Raw genomic sequence first — 22,125 nt, 5'->3', positions numbered from 1 at the left:
GCGTGCCGCATGTATTCGGCCGCTGAACTGATCCTGGCCGTGCAGCGCAAGCTGCGGCTGATCCAGCGGCGTTCGCAACCCCCTGGGGAGTTCCCGCCGGGCTGGGCCGCCTGGTTCGAGCAGATGGGAGAGCGTGTAGGCGCGGTCACCGGCGCCACCGCCGAGGCGATGATGGAGGTGCTGCTGGCGCGTCCGCCGGCGCATCCACCTCCGCGGGCGATCGCGGCGATGAACCGATGGCAGGTCTTCGCCTCGGTCTGGCGCCAGCAATGGCATCCGCCCGAGCCGCAGGAGCGCGGACTCCGCTGGTTCGCGGGCATCCTGTCGGCGGTCGTCCACATTCTGCTCGGCGTGATGCTGTTGTGGCTGTTGTTCGCTGCGCCGCGTTCCGCCACCGCGCCACCCGAAGGTGAAAACGTGGTGCAGGTCGAGTTCATCGGCCAGGGCACGCCGGAAGAGGTCGGCGGCGGCCCGGAGCCGGTGACCGAAACGGCTGAAGCAGCGGCGCCGGCACCGCGCCCGGCGCCGCCCGGCGACGAGCCTGCCGCGGACGTGCCGATGGCAGAGGCGACGGCCCCCGCGTTGCCGCGGACCGATACCGCGATCGATGTTCCGGCGCTGCAGGCACCGCCGCAGCCGGTGGCCAGCCGCGAGGTGCCGACGCCGACCGTGCCGGTGCCCGAGACACCGGCCGCGGAGCAGCGGTTGACCGTCAGCGAGCCGGCACCGGACGACACCGCGGCCTTCTTCCTGCCGCCTCCCACGCCACGGATCGCGCAGCAGGCGGTCGCCACGCCGGAGCTGGAGGCGACGCGTCCGGTCGTGCAGGCACGGGAGGTGCCGATGCCGGCGCAGGCGCCTTCGCGTCCGGCACTCGATATCCAGATCACCGAGCAGGCCGGGCTGCCTGAGGTGGCCGCGGCCGTGCCCGGAGTGACGGAACGGGCGGTGCCGGCTCCGGTGCAGCGTCCGCGATTGCAGGCGCCAGCGTCGGCGCCGATCGCCGATCCACAGCTGGAGGCCCGCAGCGTGCCGGTGCGCGAGGCCAGTGTGCCGATGCCTGCGCGGCCGGCGGCGTCTTCGGCCACGACTGCGGCCGCGGCGGCTTCGTCGCAACCGTCCGGCCCATCGGCGTCGGCACCCACCACGTCTTCGTCGCCGGCGGAGGCGCCGACCGGTTCCGCATCGCTCGCAGGCGATGCGCCGGCGCCCGCGACCGCCGGCAGCGGACCGCGCAGCGAGCCCGCTCCGGGCGGCTGGCCGACGCCGGCCAAGGCCGACGACTGGGGTACATCCGACCGCAACGTGCCGGGCGGCCAGCGCGGCGAGGGGCCCGGGCTCTACAACAGTGATGGCAGCGTGCGCCTGGCCGAAACTCCGGGCTCGGCTTCGCCCGGGCAGCCGCCGGGTACCTTCACCGAGGAGATCGGCGACCTCGACCGCAACGGCACCTGGTTGAAGCGGCCACCGATCGGCTACGAGCCGACCCTGTTCGACCGCTACTGGCGTCCGAACGAAACCCTGCTGCAGGAATGGGTGCGGCGCGGGGTCAAGGCAGTCGAGATCCCGATCCCGGGCACCACCAAGAAGATCAGCTGCGCCATCTCGCTGCTGGCGCTGGGCGGCGCCTGCGGTATCAGCGATCCCAATCTCAACGAGCAGCCGGCCGAGGCGCGGCCGCCGCCGGACATTCCGTTCAAGCCGGAACTGCAGGAAGACAACGGCAGCCTGCGGCCGGTGGGCGACGGCTGAGCGACTTTGCGGCGGTAGGGACGGAAGCCCGCGGGGACCTTCGGATCAACCCTCGGCCGTGGTCGGGTCGATGATCGCGGTCACCTGCGCGACGCTGTCGGCAGGGAAGCCGCCCTGGCGGGCGTGCTCGCGGATCGTGGCTTCGTCCGGGGCGATGTAGATGCAGTACACCTTGTCGCCGGTGACGAAACTCTGTTGCCACTGGATCCGCGGTCCCATCCGTTCCAGCACCGCGCAAGAGGCCCGGGAGATCTCCTCCAGCTGCCGCGGGCCCAACTGGCCGGCACCCGCGATTTCGCGTTCGATCACGAACCTGGGCATGTGGCGTCTCCCGTTCCGCGTGGATGCCCCGGCGCCGGAGCAGCCGGGATGATCCGAAAGAACGCGGAACCGCCGGAAAAGAGGCCCGCATGCCGGGCTGCAACGGAAAAGGCCCGCTCGCGCGGGCCTTCGTCGTCCACGAGGAGACTCCGGCTCAGTGCACGTCGTGGAGGTCGCGCAGCTGGCTCTCGCGGGAACCGAAGTAGGCGGCCAGGTCGGCGATCTGCTGGTCGGTCAGGCTCTTGGCCTGGCTGGACATCAGCGCATGGTCGCGATCGCCATTGCGGTACTGCTGCAGCGCATGCGCCAGGTAGTCGGCGTACTGGCCGCCGAGCTTGGGATAGGTCGCGTCGATCGGGGCGTTGCCCTCGGCGCCATGGCAGTCGATGCAGGACTGGCCGGTGGCCTCGCCCTTGGCGCTGGCGAGCTGCTCGCCGGCGGCGACATGGCCTTGCGGCAGACCGGCGGACGAGGAGACCGGAGCGGCGTGGGCTGCGCCTTCCTCGGCGTGGCCGGATTCTCCGCTACCGCCGGAGCAGGCGGAGAGGGCGAGCAGGGCAGCCGCGATGGCGCTGATCTTGATGAGGCTGATCTTGTTCGTCATGGACTTCTGCTCACTCACTTCAGGCTGGACAGGAAGGCGGCGATGTCGGCGATGTCCTGGTCGGAGAAGCTCTGCGCCTGGGCCTGCATCGTCGGGTGCTTGCGCGTGCCCTTCTGGTACTCGTGCAGCGCGTTGGCGAGGTATTCCTCGGACTGGCCGCCGATCTTCGGCACCTTGTAGCTCGGGTAGGCGTTCTTGTAGCCGCTGATCCCGTGGCAGCCCTGGCAGGTGTAGGTCAGCATGCGGCCCTTCCCGGCATCGCCCTGCAGGGCGGCCGGAGCAGCGGCGGGCGCGGCTTCGGTGGCAGGCGCCTGCCCGGCGGGCGGCGGGGTCACGGCCTCGTCCTGGGCGCGGCTGGGCGCGAAGGCCAGGGCGGTGGTCAGGGCAAGGCTGGCGGCGATCGTCAGCGGTCGCATCATGTCTATGTCCGCAATCTCGAATGGCTGGCTGGGAAGGCTGGCTGGCGGCGGGACACGAGCTGCCCCGGACTCCGACCACGCATAAGCGCGCAAGTATAGCCTGCGATCCGGGCTCTGTTTAGGGAGCGTCCGATCGGGCCAGGAGGCCATGACGCGCACGGCTTGCAAGAGGTGGCGTCGCCCGGGACGGTACGGAATGATGCGGTGCGCCCGGCGCCGATCGCCGGCATCGCGGCAGAACACGATGCGTCCTTCTGTCGCAAGCACGACTTGCGGGACATGACGGTGCAACCCCGGCGCCCCATCCTGCATCCCTGATCATGTCGCCCCGTGTGCCGTGCACGTCCTGCCCGTGTCGCGGGAAGCGTTGGATCGGCCAGACCCAGGGGGCATGGCGGCAGTCACCATGACCTTCGGCGCATGCCGGAATCAGAACTGGTGATATACATATCTACAACACCGGCATACACCACGGTCGGGTCCGGGGCAGCCCGCGCTGATGCCCGTCCGTCCTCGGTTCCAGACAACTCATCAATCTCCAGGGTCCCAGAATCATGTCTCCCCTCATGCGTTCCACAGGCGCTTTCCGCGCCCGCGCCGCCGTCCTGACCTTGAGCTGCCTGATCGCGCTGTCCGCCTGCAAGGGCGGCAATGGCGAGGCAGCGGCCAAGGAGGGCGAGGACAAGAAGGCCGAAGCGGTTCCTGTCGAGGTCGCCCAGGCCAGCCACCACGCGATCTCCGCCAGCTACACCGGCACCGCGGCGCTGGAGGCGCGCGCCGAATCGCAGGTCATCGCCAAGACCTCCGGCGTCGCCCTGGATGTGATGGTCGAGGAGGGCGACCACGTCCGCGCCGGCCAGCAGCTGGTGCGGCTGGATGCCGACCGCGCACGCCTGCAGGCCGCACAGACCGCCGCGCAGATGGCCAAGCTGCAGAACAACTACAGCCGTGCCCGCCAGCTCGCCGAGCAGAATCTGATCAGCGCCAACGACAACGACCAGCTCAAGTACGACCTGGAGAACGCGCGCGCCGCCAACCGCCTGGCCCAGCTCGAGCTGTCCTACACCAACGTCACCGCACCGATTTCCGGCGTGGTCGCGTCGCGCTCGATCAAGCCGGGCAATTTCGTCCAGATCAACACCCCGATCCTGCGCATCGTCGACGTCTCCAAGCTGGAGGCGACCCTGAACGTGCCCGAGCGCGAGCTGGCCACGCTCAAGCCTGGCCTGCCGGTGCGGATGCAGGTCGATGCGCTGCCGGGCCGGACCTTCAACGGCACCGTCGACCGCGTCGCACCGGTCGTCGACGCCGGCAGCGGCACGTTCCGGGTGATCTGCGCGTTCGACAGCGATGAAGTCCTGCAGCCAGGCATGTTCGGCCGCATCAGCATCGACTACGACCAGCGCGCCAATGCGCTGGTGGTCCCGCGCAATGCGGTGGTCGACGCAGAGGGCGATCCGACGCTGTTCGTGCTGCGCGACGGCAAGGCCGCGCGCGTGCCGGTCAAGCTGGGCTACGTCGACGGCGAATGGGTCGAGGTGCTGGAGGGCGTGAAGCCGGGCGACGAGGTGGTCACTGCCGGCAAGAGCGCATTGCGCGAGGGCACCGCCGTACAGGTGGTCGGCGCGCCCGGGGCCGGGAAGGTCGCCGCGGCCGACAAGTCCGGCTCCGAAGACAGCACCGAAACCCAGCAGTAAGCGCCGGAGCCCGACGTGAGCGATCCCGCAATGAAGCACGCCCCGAACGAGCCGCACGGCCACGACGCTTCGACAGGCCGCGGAGGCGGCCTGGTCGAGTTCTCCACCCGTCGCCGGGTGACGATCTGGATGATCACCATCAGCATGCTGCTGTTCGGAGCGATCTCGCTGGGCAACCTGAAGGTCAACCTGCTGCCCGACCTGAGCTTCCCGACGCTGACCGTGCGCACCGAGTACACCGGTGCGGCACCGTCGGAGATCGAGACCCTGATCACCGAGCCGGTCGAGGAGGCTGTCGGCGTGGTCAAGGGTCTGCGCAAGCTGAAGTCGGTCTCGCGCACCGGCCAGAGCGATGTCGTGCTCGAGTTCGCCTGGGGCACCGACATGGACAAGGCCATGCTGGAGGTGCGCGACAAGATCGAGGTGCTGCAGTTGCCGCAGGAAGCCGAGCAGCCGGTGCTGCTGCGCTTCAACCCGTCGACCGAGCCGATCGTCCGTCTCGCGCTGAGCGTCAAGGACGAGGGCGCGGCCGCCGAAGGCAGTGCGCTGCGCTCGCTGACCGAGATGCGCCGCTATGCCGACGACGACCTGAAGAAGAAGCTCGAGCCGGTCGAGGGCGTGGCCGCGGTCAAGGTCGGCGGCGGTCTGGAGGACGAGATCCAGGTCGACATCGACCAGCAGAAGCTTGCCCAGCTGAACCTGCCGATCGACACCGTGATCAACCGCCTGCAACAGGAGAACGTGAACGTGTCCGGCGGGCGTCTGGAAGAGGGCTCGCAGCGCTACCTGGTGCGCACCGTCAACCAGTTCGCCAGCGTCGAGGAAATCCGCGAGATGCTGGTGACCACCCAGAGCGTCGGTGGCAGCGATGCCGCCAGCGCCGCCGAACAGATGGCGCGTGTCGCGGCGGCGACCGGCGACGCCAGCGCGATGGCCGCCGCCGCCTCGGTCCAGAACGCGTCCTCGTCGGGCCAGAACGTCGCCGCAGGCGGCATGCCGGTGCGGCTGAAGGACATCGCCGAGGTCCGTCAGGGCTACAAGGAGCGCGAGGCGATCATCCGCCTGGCCGGCAAGGAAGCGGTCGAGCTGGCGATCTACAAGGAAGGCGACGCCAACACGGTGTCGACCGCCGACGAGGTGCACAAGCGCCTGAAACAGATCGAATCGACGCTGCCGGCGCAGTTCGAGCTGACCGTGATCGAGGACCAGTCGCAGTTCATCCGCAGCGCGATCAGCGACGTCAAGAAGGATGCGGTGATCGGCGGCGTGCTGGCGATCCTGATCATCTTCCTGTTCCTGCGCGATGGCTGGAGCACTTTCGTGATCAGCCTGTCGCTGCCGGTTTCGATCGTCACCACGTTCTTCTTCATGGGCCAGATGGATCTGAGCCTGAACGTGATGTCGCTCGGCGGTCTGGCGCTGGCGACCGGCCTGGTCGTCGACGACTCCATCGTGGTGCTGGAATCGATCGCCAAGGCACGCGAACGCGGGTTGGGAATCCTGGAAGCGGCGATCGTCGGCACCCGCGAGGTCAGCATGGCGGTGGTCGCGTCGACCCTGACCACGATCGCGGTGTTCCTGCCGCTGGTGTTCGTCGAGGGCATCGCCGGCCAGCTGTTCCGCGACCAGGCCCTGACCGTGGCGCTGGCGATCGCGATCTCGCTGCTGGTGTCGATGACCCTGATCCCGATGCTCAGCTCGCTGAAGGGGCGTGCGCCGATGAGCTTCCCGGAGGAGCCGGCGCATCCACGCTGGCAGCCGAAGTCGAAGCTGCAGAAGCCGGTCGCGGCGACCGGACGCGGCATCGGCGCGGCGATCCGCGGCGCGGTATTCGGCATCGCCTGGCTGGTCGTGCGCGCGTGGCGCGGAGCGGTCGCGGTGATCGGGCCGGTCATGCGCAAGGCGAGCGACATCGCGATGGCGCCGTATGGCCGCGCCGAACGCGGTTACCTGCGTCTGCTTCCGGCCGCACTGGCGCGACCGGGGCTGGTGCTGGGCGTCGCCGCGCTGGCGTTCGCGGCTTCGCTGGCGATCGTGCCGATGCTCGGCACCGACCTGATTCCGCAGCTGGCCCAGGACCGCTTCGAGATGACGGTCAAGCTGCCGCCGGGTACGCCGCTGCGCGATACCGACGCGCTGGTACAGGACATCCAGCGCCGGCACAGCAGCGATCCGGGCGTGCGCACGATGTTCGGCGTCTCCGGCAGCGGGACCCGCCTGGACGCGAACCCCACCGAGAGCGGCGAGAACATCGGCAAGATCAGCATCGTGATGGCCGACGGCGGCAGCGAGAAGATCGAGGCCGAGGAGACCGAACGTCTGCGCGAGACGATGCAGGCGCACCCGGGCGCACAGGTCGATTTCAGCCGCCCCGAACTGTTCAGCTTCTCCACGCCGCTGGAGATCGAGCTGCGCGGCGAGGACCTGGGCGTGCTGCAGGAGGCCGGCCAGCAGATGGCGGCGATGCTGCGCGGCAACGACAACTACGCCGACGTCACCTCGACCGTCGAGCAGGGCTTTCCGGAGATCCAGATCCGTTTCGACCAGGACCGCGCCGGCGCGCTGGGCCTGACCACCCGCGAGATCGCCGACGCGGTGGTCAAGAAGGTGCGCGGCGAAGTCGCGACCCGCTACAGCTTCCGCGACCGCAAGATCGACGTGCTGGTCCGGGCGCAGGAGTCCGACCGTGCCTCGGTCGAGGACATCCGCCGGCTGATCGTGAATCCCGGCAGCAGCCGGCCGGTGACGCTGGAGTCGGTCGCCGAGGTGCTGGCCACCACCGGCCCCAGCGAGATCCATCGCGCCGACCAGGTGCGGGTCGCGGTAGTCTCGGCGAACCTGCGCGGGATCGATCTCGGCACCGCGGTCGAGGAAGTCCAGAAGATGGTCGACGAGCGGCCGCTGGCGCCAGGGGTGCGCATGCACATCGGCGGCCAGGGCGAGGAGCTGGCGGAATCGGTGGCTTCGCTGGTGTTCGCGTTCGGCCTGGCGATCTTCCTGGTCTACCTGGTGATGGCTTCGCAGTTCGAATCGCTGCTGCACCCGTTCGTGATCCTGTTCACCATCCCGCTGGCGATGGTCGGTGCGGTGCTGGCGCTGATGCTGACCGGCAACACGATCTCGGTGGTGGTGTTCATCGGCCTGATCCTGCTGGTCGGCCTGGTCACCAAGAACGCGATCATCCTGATCGACAAGGTCAACCAGCTGCGGGAGGCCGGCCTGGCCAAGCGCGAGGCACTGGTCGAGGGCGCACGTTCGCGCCTGCGCCCGATCGTCATGACCACGCTGTGCACGCTGTTCGGTTTCCTGCCGCTGGCGATCGCGATGGGCGAGGGCGCCGAGGTACGTTCGCCGATGGCGATCACGGTGATCGGCGGACTGCTGGTGTCGACCCTGCTGACCCTGGTGGTGATCCCGGTGGTCTACGATCTGCTCGACCGTCGCGGTGACGAGTACTACCGCGAGCGCGGCAGGCGCGGCCTGCATGTCGGGGCGGCGCTGCCCGGCAGCGGAGAAGGCGGACTGCAGACCGGAGAGCAGCAGGCATGACCGTCGCCGAGCTCAGCCTGAAGCGTCCCGTCACCACGGTGATGTTGTTCGTGTCGATGTTCGTGGTCGGCCTGATCGCGTCGTTCAGACTGCCGCTGGAGGCATTGCCTGACGTGTCGGCGCCGTTCCTGTTCGTGCAGCTGCCGTACGCGGGTTCGACGCCGGAGGAGGTCGAGCGCACGGTGCTGCGGCCGGTCGAGGAGGCACTGGCCACGCTCAACGGCGTCAAGCGCATGGGCGGCGGCGCCCAGGCCGACGGCGCCTACGTGTTCATGGAGTTCTCCGACTGGGACAAGGACATCGCGATCACCGCGTCTGAGGCGCGCGAGCGGATCGATGCGATCCGCGACGAGCTGCCCGACGACTTCCAGCGCTACTTCGTCCGCAAGTTCTCGACCAGCGACGAAGCGTTCCTGCGTGTCCGCCTGGCAGCCGACATCGACCTGACCGGAGCCTACGAGCTGATCGACCGCGAGATGAAGCGGCGGATCGAGCGCGTGCCGGGCGTGGCCCGGGTCGAGATCAGTGGCGCGCCGCCGAACGAGATCGAGGTCGCGATCGATCCCGAGCGCCTGACCGCCCACGGCGTCAACCTCAACGACCTCAACGCGACGTTGCGCGCGGTCAACTTCTCGGTGTCCGCGGGCACGATCGACGACGCCGGGCTGCGCCTGCGTGTGCAGCCGATCGGCGAGCTGGCCTCGCTCGAGCAGTTGCGCGGCCTGGTCGTCGGCGCCAACGGCCTGCGCCTGTCGGATATCGCCGAAGTACGGCTCAAGGGTTCGAGGATGGATTACGGCCGCCGCCTGGACGGCCGCGCCGCGGTCGGCCTGGACATCTACAAAGAGCGCAACGCCAACTTGGTCGAGGTGTCCAGGCAGGTGCTGGCGGTGGTCGAGGAGATCCGCAAGTCGCCGGAGCTGACCGGCATCGACATGAAGGTGATCCAGAACCAGGGCGAGGAAGTCACCGATTCGCTGATCGAACTGGCGGAGGCCGGTGCGATCGGCCTGCTGCTGTCGATCGCGGTGCTGTTCTTCTTCCTGCGCCACTGGCCGTCGACGTTGATGGTGACCCTGGCGATTCCGATCTGCTTCGTGATGACGCTGGGCTTCATGCACTTCGCCGGGGTGACCCTCAACGTGCTGACCCTGATGGGCCTGCTGCTGGCGGTCGGCATGCTGGTCGACAACGCGGTGGTGGTGGTCGAGAGCATCTACCAGGAGCGCGAGCGGATGCCGGGCGCGCCGGCCAAGGCGTCGATCGTCGGCACCCGCAACGTCGCCATCGCGCTGTCGGCGGGCACGTTGTGCCACTGCATCGTGTTCCTGCCGAACCTGCTGGGCGAAACCAACAACATCAGCATCTTCATGGCCCAGATCGCGATCACGATCTCGGTGTCGCTGCTGGCGTCCTGGCTGGTCGCAGTGAGCCTGATCCCGATGCTGTCGTCGCGGATGAAAACGCCGCCGGCGGTACAGAACGAGAAGGGCGTGATCGCGCGTTTGCAGCGCCGTTACGCGGGTACGCTGCGCTGGACCCTGGAGCATCGTGGCTGGAGCGTGGTCGGCATCCTGCTGATCATCGCGCTCAGCGTCGTGCCGATGACGCTGACCAAGTTCGACATGTTCGGCGGCGGCGGCGGCAAGGAAGCGCAGATCTACTACCAGTGGAACGGCGGTTACACCAAGGAACAGATCTCCGACGAGGTGCTGCGGATCGAGAAGTACCTGGAGGCCAACCGTGAGCGCCTGAAGATCGAGCAGATCTACTCGTGGTACAGCGAGCAGGGCGACGCCGCGACCATGGTGACCTTCGACGACGGGATCGGCGACATCAAGCCGCTGACCGAGATCATCAGCAAGGAGTTGCCGAAGTCGGCGCGGGTCGAGGTCGGCATCCGCGGCCAGGGCAACCGCGACGGCGGCGACGAGGGCGTGCAGGTCCAGCTGGTCGGCGATTCGACCCAGATGCTGACCGAGCTGGCCCGCGACATCGTGCCGGTGCTCGCCGCGCGCAGCGAGCTGCGCGACGTGCGAGTCGACGCCGGAGACCAGAACAGCGAGCTGGTCGTCACCGTCGATCGCGAGCGCGCCGCCGCGTTCGGCTTCAGCGTGCAGGAGGTGTCGAGCTTCGTCGGCCTGGCGCTGCGCGGGGCCCAGCTGCGGGAGTTCCGCCGCGGCCAGACCGAGGTGCCGGTGTGGGTGCGCTTCGAAGGGGCCGAGAAGTACGGCGTGGAGGACATGGAGAGCTTCATGGTCCGTTCCGCCGACGGCCGCTCGGTACCGTTGCTGAGCATGGTCGATGCGCGGGTGGTGCCGGCGGCGACCCACATCAGCCGCACCAACCGCCAGACCACGGTGACGATCGCCGCGAACCTGGCCGGCGAGACCACCACGCCGGATGCGCGCAAGGCGATGGAGGAGACGCTGAAGGCGATCTCTTTCCCGCCGGGCTACACCTATTCGTTCGACGGCAGCGCGTTCCAGCGCGACGACGAAGCGGCCAAGCAGATGATGTTCAATACCCTGCTGGCGCTGGTGATGATCTACGTGGTGATGGCGGCGGTGTTCGAATCGCTGCTGTTCCCGGCGGCGATCATGAGCTGCGTGCTGTTCTCGGTATTCGGCGTGTTCTGGCTGTTCTGGATCAGCGGCACCACCTTCAGCATCATGGCCTTCATCGGCATCCTGGTGCTGATGGGTGTGGTGGTGAACAACGGCATCGTGATGATCGAGCACATCAACAACCTGCGGCGACGGGGATTGTCGCGCACCGATGCGCTGGTGGAAGGCAGTCGCGAACGCCTGCGCCCGATCATGATGACGATGGGCACCGCGATCCTGGCGATGGTGCCGATCTCGCTGAGCGACACCGTGGTGCTGGGTGGCGCCGAGTATTCGCCGATGGCCCGCGCGGTGGCCGGTGGCCTGGCCTTCTCCACCGTGGTCAGCCTGCTGTTCCTGCCGACGATCTACGCGATCCTCGACGACCTGCGCAACGGCATGGTGCGCCTGATCCGCCGGGCCCGCGGCAAGCCGGCCATCCCGGCCGGCGCGGCGGTGGCGGCGATGCACGTGGAGTGATGCGGCCGCGCGGCGGGCAGTGCCCCCGCCGCCGACGCCGGCTTCATGCTTCCGGCGAGGTAGACGACCCGGGCGGCGAACCGTCCGGGTCGCTCTGTTTGTCGTCCTGTCGAGGCAGGGGGGTAAGCCGAGCGTTCCGTAGGAGCGGCGTAAGCCGCGATGAAGTTTTCCGCGAGAACCCGTCGCGGCTTATGCCGCTCCTGCAGGTTCCAGTTCAGCCGAACAGCTTGCCGAGCATCCGCAGTCCGCCGGTCCAGACACCGATCGCGGTGCCGAGACTGGTCAGGAAGAAATTGAGCAGTACCCGGGCGACCCGGTTGCGCCACCAGCCTCGAAGCGTGCCGACGTCGTCGCGCAGGGCCATGAAGTCGGCGTAGGTCGGCTTGCGGACCCAGGCCTCGGTCAGTGCGCTCAAGGTGCCTGAAGCCAGCGCCGGGTGCAGCGGCGTGATCGGCGAGGCGATGAACGCGACCAGGATGCTGAGCGGATGGCCGCCGGCGATGGCGCAGCCCAGCGCGCCGAGCAGGCCGGTGGCCAGCACCCATTGCAGCAGCAGGTCGGAACCGACGTCCAGGCCGCCCTGCCAGAAGCCCCAGGCGAAGCCGCCGAGCACGAACGCCGACAGTGCGATCGTGAACCATGGCACGTCGCTCTTCTTAGGCAGCGCTTCCAGCTCTTCGCGGATGGCTGCAGGGGCCTTCGATTCCTCGCGCAGATGCCGTGCCAGTCCCTGCAAATGTCCGGCGCCGACCACCGCCAGCACCTCGCGCGCGGCCCCGGCGCTCTCGCGCAGGCGCGCGGCCATGTAGCGGTCGCGTTCGGCGATCACGGTCTCGTAAAGCGCCGGGCTGTCGCTGGCGAACTCGCTGAAGCTGGAAGCCAGCACGTCGCCGGTCTTCAGCTTCTCGATATCGTCCTCCCCGACAGGCTCGTCGACGAACAGCCCGGCCAGCAGTCCGCCGCCAAGTTTTGCGCGGCCCCAGAAGCCAAGCCTGGCGGAAGCGCGCTTGAAGGTCAGGCCGACCTCGCGATCGATCAGATGCACCTGCAGTTCGCGCGCGCGCGCTTCGAGCACGGCGCGCTTGAGCTCGGCGCCGGGTTCGATGCCGAGCTGCTCGGCCAGACGGCGCTGGTAAGAGGACAACGCCAGGTTGGCCGCGAACAGCGCGGTGCGCCCGGTGCGGATCACTTGCACCAGGTCGAGGCGGGCAAGCGCGTCGGGATCGGTCAGCGACTGCAGGCGCTGCGGGTCGAGTTCGACCGCCACCGCGTCGAAATCGCCACCGGCGATCGCGTCGCAGACCGCGTCGACGCTCGCCTGCGACACATGGGCCGTCCCCAGCAGGGTATAGCGGACCCCCTCGCGTTCGACGATTTCATGGGGCTGGTCGCGCCAGGTCGGCGGCGCTGCGGTCGCGGTTTCGGTCATGCAGGGGAGGCTGTGTAGGGGCGGGCGATCGGGCCGGCATTCGGCAGGCGGGATGAGCCGGACGACCGATCTGGAGCCCCATGATGCGCGAGACGAGCCCGCACCGCCAATCCGTGAGGGCTCGTCTCCGGCAGCGCCTGGATCTCCCGAGGCGTGCTGAGCGGGCCTCGGGCTCCCGTTGCGGCTCCCGTCCCCCAATTCGTGCCATGCGCGAATCACCCCCGGCTCAGCGGCTGGACCCGATGGCGCAGGAGCGGCGTGAGCCGCGACGGGTTTGCGCGGCGCTGCAGGCACCCGTGCCGCTCAGGCGAAGCCGTAGGGCAGTTCCAGGGTCGAGACCACGCGTTCGCCGACGACACGGCCACCGATGAAATCGACGCCGGCGCGGATCACCTCCGGATCATCGAGGATGCGGCGATGGCCGAGGCCGTCGGTGGTCAACAGCCGCGCGTGGGGCCAGTAGCGGGCATAACGTTCGCCTTCGCTCCACGGCACCTCGCGGTCGCGCAGGTCGTGGACTATCAGTGCCGGCCGTGCGAGGTGCGGGACCACGGCGTGCGCCTGCATGTCCTCGAAGCGGACACCCAGATGCGACTCGAACTGCGCACGCATCCGTCGGCATACGTGCATGGCCAGACCGATCGTACTGGCGAAACGCCGGCTGGCGTCGATCGGATCGGCCGCGGGAGCGACCAGCACGACACGTTCGGCATGCAGGCCTGCGTCGAGCGCGAGCATCGCCGCCGCGCCGCCCAGCGAGTGGCCGATCACCGCCGCGGCCGGGCCGAAATGACGGCCAACCGCGAGCAGATTGTCGCGGAAGCCCGGCAGGGTGGTGTGATTCCCGGGGCTGCGCCCGTGGGCAAGCTGGTCGAAGCCGATCACGGCGTAGCCGGTGGCGGTCAGGGCGGGCAGCCAACTGTCGATGCGGGCGCCGTGGCTGGACCAGCCATGCGAGAACAACACGTGCGGCTGCCGCGCCGGGTCGCCCCAGACGTAGGCGGCCAGCGCGTGGTCTCCGACCGGGACATCGATCCGCGTCGAGCCTTGGGGCAGGGGGTGCCTGGCGGCCTCGCGACTCTTCGGCAGCGGTGTGCCGAACAGGCGGCCGGCGCGCGCCGCGGTTGCTTCTGGCGCGAGCCAGCCGCCCAGGGCGAACCCGGTCCGTATCAGCAAATACTGCATATTGGATCGAACGGTCGTGCTATTTTTTGCGGAGGATCGGTTCATGGCAAGGCACCCGATGAGGTCAGTCGTCAGCCGATGGAGGAGAGGAGCCGGGAGCGCGGCGGGTCGACGCATATGCGGACAACAGGCGCTCCAGCCCCTTGCGGCCGCGTTCGGCGGCCGATGCATAGCCGAACAGCCCGGCATCGTGGTGCACGCCGAGGGCGATGCTGTACAGCTCGAAGGCGAGCTGTTCGGGGTCCGTGGCCGCCTCAAGTTCGCCCGATTCGACCGCCAGTCCGATCGCGCGGGCGAGCTCGCGACGCCAGATCCGCTGGTGCTGCAGGATCCGGTCGCGCAGTGGGCCCGGACGGTCGTCGTATTCGCTGATCGCGGCGAGCAGGAGACAGCCCCCCTCGTTCTGGCGCACCCAGTCGAACCAGCCGAGCACGATCGCCCTGAGTCGCGCCAGGCCGCGGGGCGCGGCGAGCGCCGGCAGCAGCACGGCATTGACGAAGCGCTCGCCGGCCTGTTCGAGCACGGCCAGTTGCAGATCCTCGCGGGAGCCGAAGTGGGCGAATACACCGCTCTTGGACATGCCGACGGCCTGCGCCAGCGGACCGATCGACAGACTTTCCAGTCCGCCGGCACAGGCGAAACCGTAAGCCTGTTCGATGATCGCCTCGCGGGTGGCAGAACCTTTGCGGGTGGTGGCCGATGCGTTCACGGCCCGCAAAATAGCACGACCGTTCGATAATTGGATGACCGTCCGTCGGGGCTCAATCGGGCCAGGCCACGGCGGTGGAGGACGGCGGCGTCCGGTCGCCCTCGCCCAGGGGGCGCTGCATCTGGACGGTATCCAGCCAGCGCCCATGCTTGCGGCCTAGGCCACGGAACACACCGACGGCACGGAAACCCAGCCGCTCGTGCAGGGCGATCGAGGCCCGGTTGTCGCCATCGCCGATCACCGCGACCATCTGCCGGAAGCCCATGCCGGTACAACGCTCGATCAGCGCCTGCAGCAGCGCGTGGCCGACGCCGCGACCATGCAGATCCGGCTGTACGTAGACGGTGTCCTCGACCGTCCACTGGTAGCCGATGCGACCGCGGTAAGGCCCGGCATAGGCATAGCCGGCGAAACGTCCGTCGAGTTCGGCGACCAGGTACGGAAAGCCGCGATCGGCCAGGTACCGCCAGCGTTGCCGCATTTCGGCCGGATCCGGTGCGCCGTACTCGTAGGTCGCGACGCCGTGCTCGACCTGATGCGCGTACAGCGCCGCGATCGCGGGCACGTCGGCCTCGACGGCGTCGCGCAGCAACGGCGCCGCGGCCATCGTCAGTCGCGATAACGTCGGAGCAGGTCGCCGTACGCGTCGATGCGACGATCGCGCAGGAACGGCCAGATCCGTCGCACGTGCTCGCTGCGCTGCAGGTCGACCTCGGCCATGAGGATCCCGGGTCCGCTGCCGGCCTCCGCGAGGAACTCGCCCTGCGGGCCGAGCACATGGCTGTTGCCCCAGAAGTCGATGCCGGACGCACCGAGCGGCGAGGGTTCGTGACCGACCCGGTTGCAGCTGAGCACCGGCAAACCGTTGGCGACCGCGTGGCCGCGGTGACTCAGCACCCAGGCGTCGCGTTGACGGTTCTTCTCGTCCTGGGCGTCGTCCGGGTCCCAGCCGATGGCGGTCGGGTAGAGCAGCAACTCGGCGCCGGCCAGCGCCATCAAACGCGCGCCTTCCGGATACCACTGGTCCCAGCACACCAGCACCCCGAGCCGGCCCACCGAGGTGTCGATCGGCTCGAAGCCGATGTCACCCGGGGTGAAGTAGAACTTTTCGTAGAACCCCGGATCGTCGGGAATGTGCATCTTGCGATACTTGCCGGCCATCGAGCCGTCGGCGTCGAACACCACCGCCGTGTTGTGGTACAGCCCGGTCGCGCGTTTCTCGAACAGCGAAGTGACCAGCACGACCTTGTGCCGTTTCGCCAGCTGGCCCAGACGCTCCGTGCTCGGGCCGGGAATGGTTTCGGCCAGGTCGAATTCGTCGACCGACTCGTGCTGGCAGAAATAGGGACCGTTGTGCAGTTCCTGCAGCAGCACGAGGCGCGCCCCGCGGCGGGCGGCTTCGGCGACGCGGTCCTCGATCACCGCCAGGTTGGCGTCGGCGTTGTCGCGGCCCTGGTCGATGATCGCGCGTTCCTGCACCAGGGCGACGGGGAGTCTGGAGGTATGGGCGTGGGAGTTCATACGCGGATTGTAGGGACAAGCACGGCCGATCGGGGAGCCGACGACACGGTGGCGGCGCTCAGGCCGCCGCGCACTTCTTCAGCGTGTCCCAGGTGCGGGTGGTGACGTCGCTGCCGAAGGTCTTCCCGATCAGGGTCATGAACACCGGCTTGCCGGGGACCGGGACGTAGGCGGTCAGCGCTTCGCAGCCCTGCACGGCCAGGATCACCGCGCCTTGTTGCTCGATCGGCAACCGCAGTTCCCGCGGAGGCGGCTTCGGCAGGAAGGTCACTACCCGTTTGGCGTTCGCCGGCACCGGGAGCGCGGCAAAGGGATCGGCATCCAGCAGCGCCTGCAGGTGGGCGAGCGGCCGCACCAGGGTGTGGAAGCTGCGGCCGAGGGAGGCCTGCATCGCGGCCTCGGCCTTGCGTGCCAGCGCGGTTCCGGAACGCCCGCTGGCGTCGAAGACCACGTTGCCGCTGGACAGCACGGTACGCACGTTGCCGAACCCGGCGGTTTCGAAGCAGCGCCTGAGCTCGGGCATTTTCGCATTCATCGGGCTGACGCCGCGCAGAAAGGCCACGTAGCGGGGCATGGGCTGGGGCTGGATGGCGGAGCAGCCTCGGAGTATAGGCGGTGCGGACGGCCTGCCGGTGTCGGTGGCGGACCGTGCCGGGCTGCGGGGCTCAGCCGAGCAGGCCCTGCGGCAATTGCATCGTGATGCAGTGCAGGCTGCCGTTCTGCCAGATCAGCGGGCGGCACGGCACCTGGACGATCTCGCGATCGGGGAACGCCTGCGCCAGCACCGCGGCGGCAGCGTCGTCGGCCCGTCTTTCATCGGGCGTGACGCCATAGGCCGGCATCAGCACCGCGCCGTTGATGATCAGGAAATTGGCGTAGCTCGCGGCAAGGCGCCGGCCCTGATCGATGACGGGACGGGCCCACGGCAGAGGAAACAGCCGGTACGGACGGCCGTCGCGGGTGCGCAGCGCGGCCAGCTCGGCGCCCATCGCGGTCAGTTCGGCGTGATGACTGTCGGCCGCATCGTCGCAGGCCTGGTAGACGATCGAGTCAGTGCTGGCGAAGCGGGCGAGGGTGTCGACATGGGCGTCGGTGTCGTCGCCTTCCAGGTAGCCGTGGTCGAGCCACAACACCCGTTCCTGCTGCAGCCAGCCGGCCAGGCGGGTCGTGAGCTCCTCGCGTTCGAGCTCCGGGTGACGTTCGTGCAAACACTGCCAGGTGGTCAGCAGCGTGCCTTTACCGTCGGTATCGATTGCGCCGCCTTCCAATGCAAAATCAATGATTTGCCGGTCATTGTTCGCAAACAACCCGATATCGTCGAGCGCGCCGACCAGGGCGTCGTCGCGATGGGCTTCGAACTTGCCGCCCCAGCCGGTGAAACGGAAGTCCAGCAGCCGGAACCGTCGCGACTGGCCGGGTGGGTACGTCAGGCTTATCGGCCCCGAATCCCGCAGCCAGGTATCGTCGTAAGCGGCCTCGACGAAGCGCACCCGCGCCATGTCGACGCGGTTGGAGCGCAGCCGCATCTCCGCATAGGTCTCGATGTCGGCATCGGCAACGCAGATCACCACCGGCTGGAAGCGGGTGATCGCCGCGACCAGCGCGATGTAGGTTTCCTCGACTTCCCCGAGGCGTTCGGCCCAGTCGGTGTCGGCGTGCGGCCAGGCGATCAGGATGGCGGACTGGGGCTCCCATTCCGCCGGGAAGCGCAACTCGGGTTCGGTCATCGATGGCTCGGGGCGATGCGGTCAGTTGATCGGGGATTTCGGACCGATCTCGTCGGCGCTGGCCTGGTTGGCCACGGCGTCGATCACGCGGTCCTTCTCGAAATAGACGGTAAAGGCCGGATAGACCCAACGGTTGATCGTCGGCCACTGGCGCTTCTGGCCGCCGCGCGGATCCATGCGCTGCGACGGGGCGCCGTAGCGGGCTTCGACCTGCGCCATCGTCATGCCACGGGCGGGCAGGTTGGCGCCGGCGGTCTCGCGCACGCGCTCGATCAGCAGGGTCTCGGCACCCGCGGTGGCAGAGACCGCCGACAGCGCGAGCAGGGTGGAGACGACAATCGACTTGGAGCGGAACGGCTTCATCGCGCGGCACCTCGCATGGGAAGGGGACGATTGTATGCACATGCCGGGGCGGTCCCACAGCCGTTCGCCGTCACGGATTGGCAACTCCAGCTCAGCAGCGCATCAGGCTCGCGGGCTCCGGAGGGAATCAGGCTCCGGAAACGGAAAGGCCGCCTTGCGGCGGCCCTTCGTCGGCGTCGAGGCCGGCCTGCGGCACCGGTTCCCCGGCCGCTGGCGTACCTCGGATACGCCGGGTTTCTTCAGCGCTGGCGCGCCTTGAAACGCGGATTCGACTTGCAGATCACGAAGACCTTGCCACGGCGGCGGACGACCTTGCAGTCGCGGTGACGGGCCTTCGCCGACTTCAGGGAGGACAGGACCTTCATGACAGACCTCGGCAGTAGAAAGAAGCGGGAAGATGAATCAAGCCGCCAATCATAGCAGCTATTCTGCTGATGGATCAAGTCGTTAGCCGATCCGCGGTGGCAGGGCCCAATCCGGCCTGCCGCCATTCATAATGCCTGCCATGCAGACCGACCCCCACACCCCGGCCTCCACCGTGCCGGTACTCACGATCGACGGCCCTTCCGGTTCGGGCAAGGGCACCATCAGCCGGATGGTCGCCGCCCGCCTCGGATGGCACTACCTCGACTCCGGAGCCCTGTACCGGGCGGTCGGGGTCGCCGCCGGCTGGGCCGATCTCGACCTGGACGACCACGGCGCGCTGGTGCGCTGTGCCTTCGATACCGAGGTGGCGTTCCGGGACGATGGCAGTGGCGAACCGAGGGTGCTGGTGAACGGCACCGACGCCACCGATGAGCTGCGGACGGAAACCGCCGGCGCCGCGGCGTCGGCGATCGCCGCGATTCCCGAGGTGCGGTCGGCGCTGAAGGACCGCCAGCGCCGCTTCCGGCAGCCGCCGGGACTGGTCGCCGACGGTCGCGACATGGGTACGGTGATCTTCCCCGACGCCGTCTACAAGGTGTTCCTGACCGCCAGCGCCGAGGAACGCGCGCAAAGGCGCTATAAACAGTTGAATGACAAAGGGGTTTCGGTTACATTGGACGGTCTTCTACGGGAGATCCTCGCCCGCGACGCCCGCGACGCCCAGCGTGCGGTGGCACCGCTGAGGCCGGCCGAAGACGCCGTCCACATCGATACCACCGGCATGGACATCGACACCGTCGTCGAGCGGGTGCTGGCCCTGGCGGCTCCGTAGCCGCCGCAGCGACCCCGCCGGCCTGCCAGGGCGGCGAAGCGCCGGGGACAAGGTGCCGATCCGGCACCCGGGACGCTCCAGTAGAAGAAAAACCCCGCCGCGGCTGTCGCGGCGGATCCATCCACTACACGTGGCACAGCGGCATCGTGCCATATCTCAACGGGTGGGTCGGACGCATTTCCGTGCCTCAGCCAGGCACGCGCCCGGCCCGTGTGTCCAACCGAGTAATCAACAATGACCGAATCATTTGCAGAACTGTTCGAGCAGAGCCAGCAGAACCTGGCGAAGCTGAAGCCCGGCGCGATCGTGACCGGCACCGTGGTGGAAGTCCGCGGTGACGTGGTGGTGATCAACGCGGGCCTGAAGTCCGAAGGCATCGTGCCGATCGAGCAGTTCCGTAACGACGCCGGCGAGATCGACGTTGCCGAAGGCGACGAAGTCAAGGTCGCCCTCGACTCGATCGAGAACGGCTTTGGCGAAACCGTGCTGTCGCGCGAGAAAGCCAAGCGCGCGATGGTGTGGGACGAGCTCGAGCAGGCGCTGGAGAACAACGAGACCATCACCGGCCGCATCAGCGGCAAGGTCAAGGGCGGTTTCACCGTCGACATCAAGGACGTGCGCGGCTTCCTGCCGGGCTCGCTGGTCGACGTCCGCCCGGTCCGCGACTCCGCCTATCTGGAAGGCAAGGAGCTGGAGTTCAAGCTCATCAAGCTCGACCGCAAGCGCAACAACATCGTCGTCTCCCGCCGTGCGGTGGTCGAGAGCGAGTACAGCGCCGAGCGTGAGCAGCTGATGGAGAAGCTGGTCGAGGGCGCCGTGCTGAAGGGCGTGGTCAAGAACCTCACCGACTACGGCGCGTTCGTCGACCTCGGCGGCATCGACGGCCTGCTGCACATCACCGACATGGCCTGGAAGCGCGTCCGTCACCCGTCCGAGGTGGTGGAAGTCGGCCAGGAGCTGGAGGTGCGCGTGCTCAAGTACGACCGCGAGCGCAACCGCGTCAGCCTCGGCCTCAAGCAGCTTGGCGAGGATCCGTGGGACAACATCTCGCGCCGCTACCCGGCCAACACCCGCGTGTTCGGCAAGGTCTCCAACGTCACCGACTACGGTGCGTTCGTCGAGATCGAGCCGGGCGTCGAGGGCCTGGTGCACGTGTCCGAGATGGACTGGACCAACAAGAACGTCAACCCGTCGAAGATCGTCCAGGTCGGCGACGAGGTCGAGGTCATGGTCCTGGACGTCGACGAGGAGCGTCGCCGCATCTCGCTGGGCATGAAGCAGGTCAGCTCGAACCCGTGGGAAACCTTCGCGGTCATCCACAAGAAGGGCGACAAGGTCGAGGGCCAGGTCAAGTCGATCACCGACTTCGGCATCTTCATCGGCCTGGACGGCGGCATCGACGGCCTGGTGCACCTGTCCGACATCAGCTGGAACACCACCGGCGAGGACGTGGTCCGCAACTTCAAGAAGGGCGACACGCTGGAAGCCGTGGTGCTTGCGGTCGATCCGGAGCGTGAGCGCATCAGCCTGGGCCTGAAGCAGCTCGAGCAGGATCCGCTGGGCCAGTTCGTCGCGTCCAACTCCAAGGGCTCGCTGATCACCGGCACGGTCAAGGAAGTCGACGCCAAGGGCGCCGTCATTGAACTGGCCGACGGTGTGGAAGGCTACATCGCCGCCCGCGACATCGCCGCCGAGCGCGTCGACGACGCCGGCAAGTACCTGAAGGTCGGCGACAGCGTCGAAGCCCGCTTCATCGGCATGGACCGCAAGGGCCGGGTGATGCAGCTGTCGATCAAGGCGAAGGACGAAGCGGAGATGCAGGAGGCCGTGGCCGACTACAACCGCGCGAGCGCCGAGGCTGCCAGCGGCACGACCAAGCTGGGTGCGCTGCTGCGCGAACAGCTCGGCAGCAAGTCCGAGTAAGCGGCACATCGTGGTACCCGAGGCGGCCCGGTCATTGGCCGGGCCGCCTTTCTTGTATAAGGTGTTGGGCACGCAGGGATTTTCCGGCGCGACAACGCCGGCAGCCTGCTCCCGACGTCCAACGCGAACGCTCCGTATCGCCTATGACCAAGTCCGAATTGATCGAGATCCTGTCGCAGCGTCAGGCCCACTTGAAGGGCGATGACGTGGACCTGGCGGTCAAGGCGCTGCTCGAGATGATGAGCGGTGCGCTGGCAGGCGGTGACCGGATCGAAATCCGCGGTTTCGGCAGTTTCTCGCTGCACTATCGTCCGCCGCGGATGGGGCGCAATCCGAAGACGGGCGAGTCGGTCGCGCTGCCGGGCAAGCACGTCCCGCACTTCAAGCCGGGCAAGGAGCTGCGCGAGCGCGTGAGCGACGTCATGCCGATGGGCGACACGCCTGCATGAACCGGGCGGCGCGTCCGCCTCCGTTTTTCCGGCTCCGTTCGAAACCGTCTGCACCGACACGGTGCCCGCGTGGGTATGCGTGCGAAAACGCGCACGATGCCCTTCATTCTTCCTGTCGCATCCTCTGTTCGCGGATGCGTGCCGAGGCTTCTGGCATCGAGCCGTCCTCGGCTAAGCTAGGCGGCGAACCCGT

At 68.2% G+C, this 22,125-nt stretch carries 19 protein-coding genes; 7 read left to right on the top strand and 12 right to left on the bottom strand.

Translation table 11 applies throughout. The features are described 5' to 3' along the window. The first annotated feature begins 9 nt into the window (after positions 1-9). A complete protein-coding gene (locus tag L3V18_RS01820) occupies positions 10-1,752 on the top strand; it encodes a hypothetical protein (RefSeq protein ID WP_237052898.1) in 1,743 nt (580 codons plus the stop codon). 45 nt (positions 1,753-1,797) lie between these two features. Here L3V18_RS01820 and L3V18_RS01815 read toward each other — a convergent pair whose 3' ends face one another. The 3 genes from L3V18_RS01815 to L3V18_RS01805 all read right to left on the bottom strand — a co-directional run bounded on the left by L3V18_RS01815 (position 1,798) and on the right by L3V18_RS01805 (position 3,093). Beyond that, positions 1,798-2,073, bottom strand: a complete 276-nt coding sequence (locus tag L3V18_RS01815) for a DUF4242 domain-containing protein (protein WP_237052897.1) — start codon at positions 2,071-2,073, stop codon at positions 1,798-1,800. 154 nt (positions 2,074-2,227) lie between these two features. After that, complete coding sequence (locus L3V18_RS01810; RefSeq protein WP_237052896.1) at positions 2,228-2,677, bottom strand: c-type cytochrome; 450 nt, start codon at positions 2,675-2,677, stop codon at positions 2,228-2,230. A 14-nt stretch (positions 2,678-2,691) separates the two neighbouring features. Further along, on the bottom strand, positions 2,692-3,093 hold the full coding sequence (locus L3V18_RS01805) for a c-type cytochrome (protein WP_237053682.1): 402 nt from the start codon (positions 3,091-3,093) through the stop codon (positions 2,692-2,694). A 557-nt stretch (positions 3,094-3,650) separates the two neighbouring features. Here L3V18_RS01805 and L3V18_RS01800 point away from each other — a divergent pair. From L3V18_RS01800 to L3V18_RS01790, 3 genes are read left to right on the top strand one after another with little or no spacing between them, the layout of a single operon-like run. Further along, positions 3,651-4,793 (top strand): efflux RND transporter periplasmic adaptor subunit, encoded by a 1,143-nt coding sequence (locus L3V18_RS01800; protein ID WP_425493449.1) that lies wholly within the window; start codon positions 3,651-3,653, stop codon positions 4,791-4,793. 30 nt (positions 4,794-4,823) lie between these two features. Continuing rightward, positions 4,824-8,342 (top strand): efflux RND transporter permease subunit, encoded by a 3,519-nt coding sequence (locus tag L3V18_RS01795; RefSeq protein WP_237053680.1) that lies wholly within the window; start codon positions 4,824-4,826, stop codon positions 8,340-8,342. Beyond that, a complete protein-coding gene (locus L3V18_RS01790) occupies positions 8,339-11,428 on the top strand; it encodes an efflux RND transporter permease subunit (protein WP_237052894.1) in 3,090 nt (1,029 codons plus the stop codon). Before L3V18_RS01795 ends, L3V18_RS01790 begins: the two co-directional genes overlap by 4 nt. A gap of 214 nt (positions 11,429-11,642) precedes the next feature. On the opposite strand, the gene L3V18_RS01785 is transcribed toward L3V18_RS01790, so the two are convergent. The 9 genes from L3V18_RS01785 to ykgO all read right to left on the bottom strand — a co-directional run bounded on the left by L3V18_RS01785 (position 11,643) and on the right by ykgO (position 18,727). Continuing rightward, positions 11,643-12,857 (bottom strand): TraB/GumN family protein, encoded by a 1,215-nt coding sequence (locus L3V18_RS01785; protein ID WP_237052893.1) that lies wholly within the window; start codon positions 12,855-12,857, stop codon positions 11,643-11,645. 303 nt (positions 12,858-13,160) lie between these two features. After that, positions 13,161-14,042, bottom strand: a complete 882-nt coding sequence (locus L3V18_RS01780) for an alpha/beta fold hydrolase (RefSeq protein WP_237052892.1) — start codon at positions 14,040-14,042, stop codon at positions 13,161-13,163. Between the two features lie 64 nt (positions 14,043-14,106). Next, positions 14,107-14,751: a TetR/AcrR family transcriptional regulator gene (locus L3V18_RS01775; protein ID WP_237052891.1), complete on the bottom strand. Its 645-nt coding sequence runs from the start codon at positions 14,749-14,751 to the stop codon at positions 14,107-14,109. A 52-nt stretch (positions 14,752-14,803) separates the two neighbouring features. Then, the gene (locus tag L3V18_RS01770) at positions 14,804-15,358 is read right to left on the bottom strand and encodes a GNAT family N-acetyltransferase (protein WP_237052890.1); all 555 of its coding nucleotides are present in this window, start codon (positions 15,356-15,358) and stop codon (positions 14,804-14,806) included. Between the two features lie 2 nt (positions 15,359-15,360). Then, entirely contained in the window at positions 15,361-16,272 is a 912-nt protein-coding gene (locus L3V18_RS01765; RefSeq protein WP_237052889.1) for a carbon-nitrogen hydrolase, read from the bottom strand. Positions 16,273-16,330: 58 nt separating this feature from the next. Next, on the bottom strand, positions 16,331-16,846 hold the full coding sequence (locus tag L3V18_RS01760) for a DUF1697 domain-containing protein (protein ID WP_255783576.1): 516 nt from the start codon (positions 16,844-16,846) through the stop codon (positions 16,331-16,333). 91 nt (positions 16,847-16,937) lie between these two features. Continuing rightward, on the bottom strand, positions 16,938-17,999 hold the full coding sequence (locus tag L3V18_RS01755; protein ID WP_237052887.1) for an agmatine deiminase family protein: 1,062 nt from the start codon (positions 17,997-17,999) through the stop codon (positions 16,938-16,940). Positions 18,000-18,020: 21 nt separating this feature from the next. Further along, entirely contained in the window at positions 18,021-18,362 is a 342-nt protein-coding gene (locus tag L3V18_RS01750) for a hypothetical protein (RefSeq protein ID WP_237052886.1), read from the bottom strand. Between the two features lie 239 nt (positions 18,363-18,601). Further along, positions 18,602-18,727 (bottom strand): type B 50S ribosomal protein L36, encoded by a 126-nt coding sequence (gene ykgO / locus L3V18_RS01745; RefSeq protein ID WP_010342887.1) that lies wholly within the window; start codon positions 18,725-18,727, stop codon positions 18,602-18,604. Between the two features lie 140 nt (positions 18,728-18,867). Between ykgO and cmk the strand changes: the two genes are divergently transcribed. From cmk to L3V18_RS01730, 3 genes are all read left to right on the top strand, one after another. Continuing rightward, positions 18,868-19,560: a (d)CMP kinase gene (gene cmk / locus L3V18_RS01740; protein ID WP_237052885.1), complete on the top strand. Its 693-nt coding sequence runs from the start codon at positions 18,868-18,870 to the stop codon at positions 19,558-19,560. 234 nt (positions 19,561-19,794) lie between these two features. After that, entirely contained in the window at positions 19,795-21,483 is a 1,689-nt protein-coding gene (gene rpsA, locus L3V18_RS01735) for a 30S ribosomal protein S1 (protein WP_237052884.1), read from the top strand. 143 nt (positions 21,484-21,626) lie between these two features. After that, the gene (locus L3V18_RS01730; protein ID WP_237052883.1) at positions 21,627-21,932 is read left to right on the top strand and encodes an integration host factor subunit beta; all 306 of its coding nucleotides are present in this window, start codon (positions 21,627-21,629) and stop codon (positions 21,930-21,932) included. Positions 21,933-22,125 lie beyond the last annotated feature (193 nt).

The organism is Marilutibacter chinensis (assembly GCF_021725675.1).
Taxonomy (GTDB): Bacteria; Pseudomonadota; Gammaproteobacteria; order Xanthomonadales; family Xanthomonadaceae; genus Marilutibacter; species Marilutibacter chinensis.
This window is presented reverse-complemented; position numbering and strand designations above follow the sequence as displayed.

Bases quoted from the DNA above. Each gene is read 5' to 3' on its own strand.
- L3V18_RS01820 (WP_237052898.1), top strand. From the start codon at position 10: ATGTATTCGGCCGCTGAACTGATCCTGGCCGTGCAGCGCAAGCTGCGG.
- L3V18_RS01815 (WP_237052897.1), bottom strand. From the start codon at position 2,073: ATGCCCAGGTTCGTGATCGAACGCGAAATCGCGGGTGCCGGCCAGTTG.
- L3V18_RS01810 (WP_237052896.1), bottom strand. From the start codon at position 2,677: ATGACGAACAAGATCAGCCTCATCAAGATCAGCGCCATCGCGGCTGCC.
- L3V18_RS01805 (WP_237053682.1), bottom strand. From the start codon at position 3,093: ATGCGACCGCTGACGATCGCCGCCAGCCTTGCCCTGACCACCGCCCTG.
- L3V18_RS01800 (WP_425493449.1), top strand. From the start codon at position 3,651: ATGTCTCCCCTCATGCGTTCCACAGGCGCTTTCCGCGCCCGCGCCGCC.
- L3V18_RS01795 (WP_237053680.1), top strand. From the start codon at position 4,824: ATGAAGCACGCCCCGAACGAGCCGCACGGCCACGACGCTTCGACAGGC.
- L3V18_RS01790 (WP_237052894.1), top strand. From the start codon at position 8,339: ATGACCGTCGCCGAGCTCAGCCTGAAGCGTCCCGTCACCACGGTGATG.
- L3V18_RS01785 (WP_237052893.1), bottom strand. From the start codon at position 12,857: ATGACCGAAACCGCGACCGCAGCGCCGCCGACCTGGCGCGACCAGCCC.
- L3V18_RS01780 (WP_237052892.1), bottom strand. From the start codon at position 14,042: ATGCAGTATTTGCTGATACGGACCGGGTTCGCCCTGGGCGGCTGGCTC.
- L3V18_RS01770 (WP_237052890.1), bottom strand. From the start codon at position 15,358: ATGGCCGCGGCGCCGTTGCTGCGCGACGCCGTCGAGGCCGACGTGCCC.
- L3V18_RS01765 (WP_237052889.1), bottom strand. From the start codon at position 16,272: ATGAACTCCCACGCCCATACCTCCAGACTCCCCGTCGCCCTGGTGCAG.
- L3V18_RS01760 (WP_255783576.1), bottom strand. From the start codon at position 16,846: ATGCCCCGCTACGTGGCCTTTCTGCGCGGCGTCAGCCCGATGAATGCG.
- L3V18_RS01755 (WP_237052887.1), bottom strand. From the start codon at position 17,999: ATGACCGAACCCGAGTTGCGCTTCCCGGCGGAATGGGAGCCCCAGTCC.
- L3V18_RS01750 (WP_237052886.1), bottom strand. From the start codon at position 18,362: ATGAAGCCGTTCCGCTCCAAGTCGATTGTCGTCTCCACCCTGCTCGCG.
- ykgO (WP_010342887.1), bottom strand. From the start codon at position 18,727: ATGAAGGTCCTGTCCTCCCTGAAGTCGGCGAAGGCCCGTCACCGCGAC.
- cmk (WP_237052885.1), top strand. From the start codon at position 18,868: ATGCAGACCGACCCCCACACCCCGGCCTCCACCGTGCCGGTACTCACG.
- rpsA (WP_237052884.1), top strand. From the start codon at position 19,795: ATGACCGAATCATTTGCAGAACTGTTCGAGCAGAGCCAGCAGAACCTG.
- L3V18_RS01730 (WP_237052883.1), top strand. From the start codon at position 21,627: ATGACCAAGTCCGAATTGATCGAGATCCTGTCGCAGCGTCAGGCCCAC.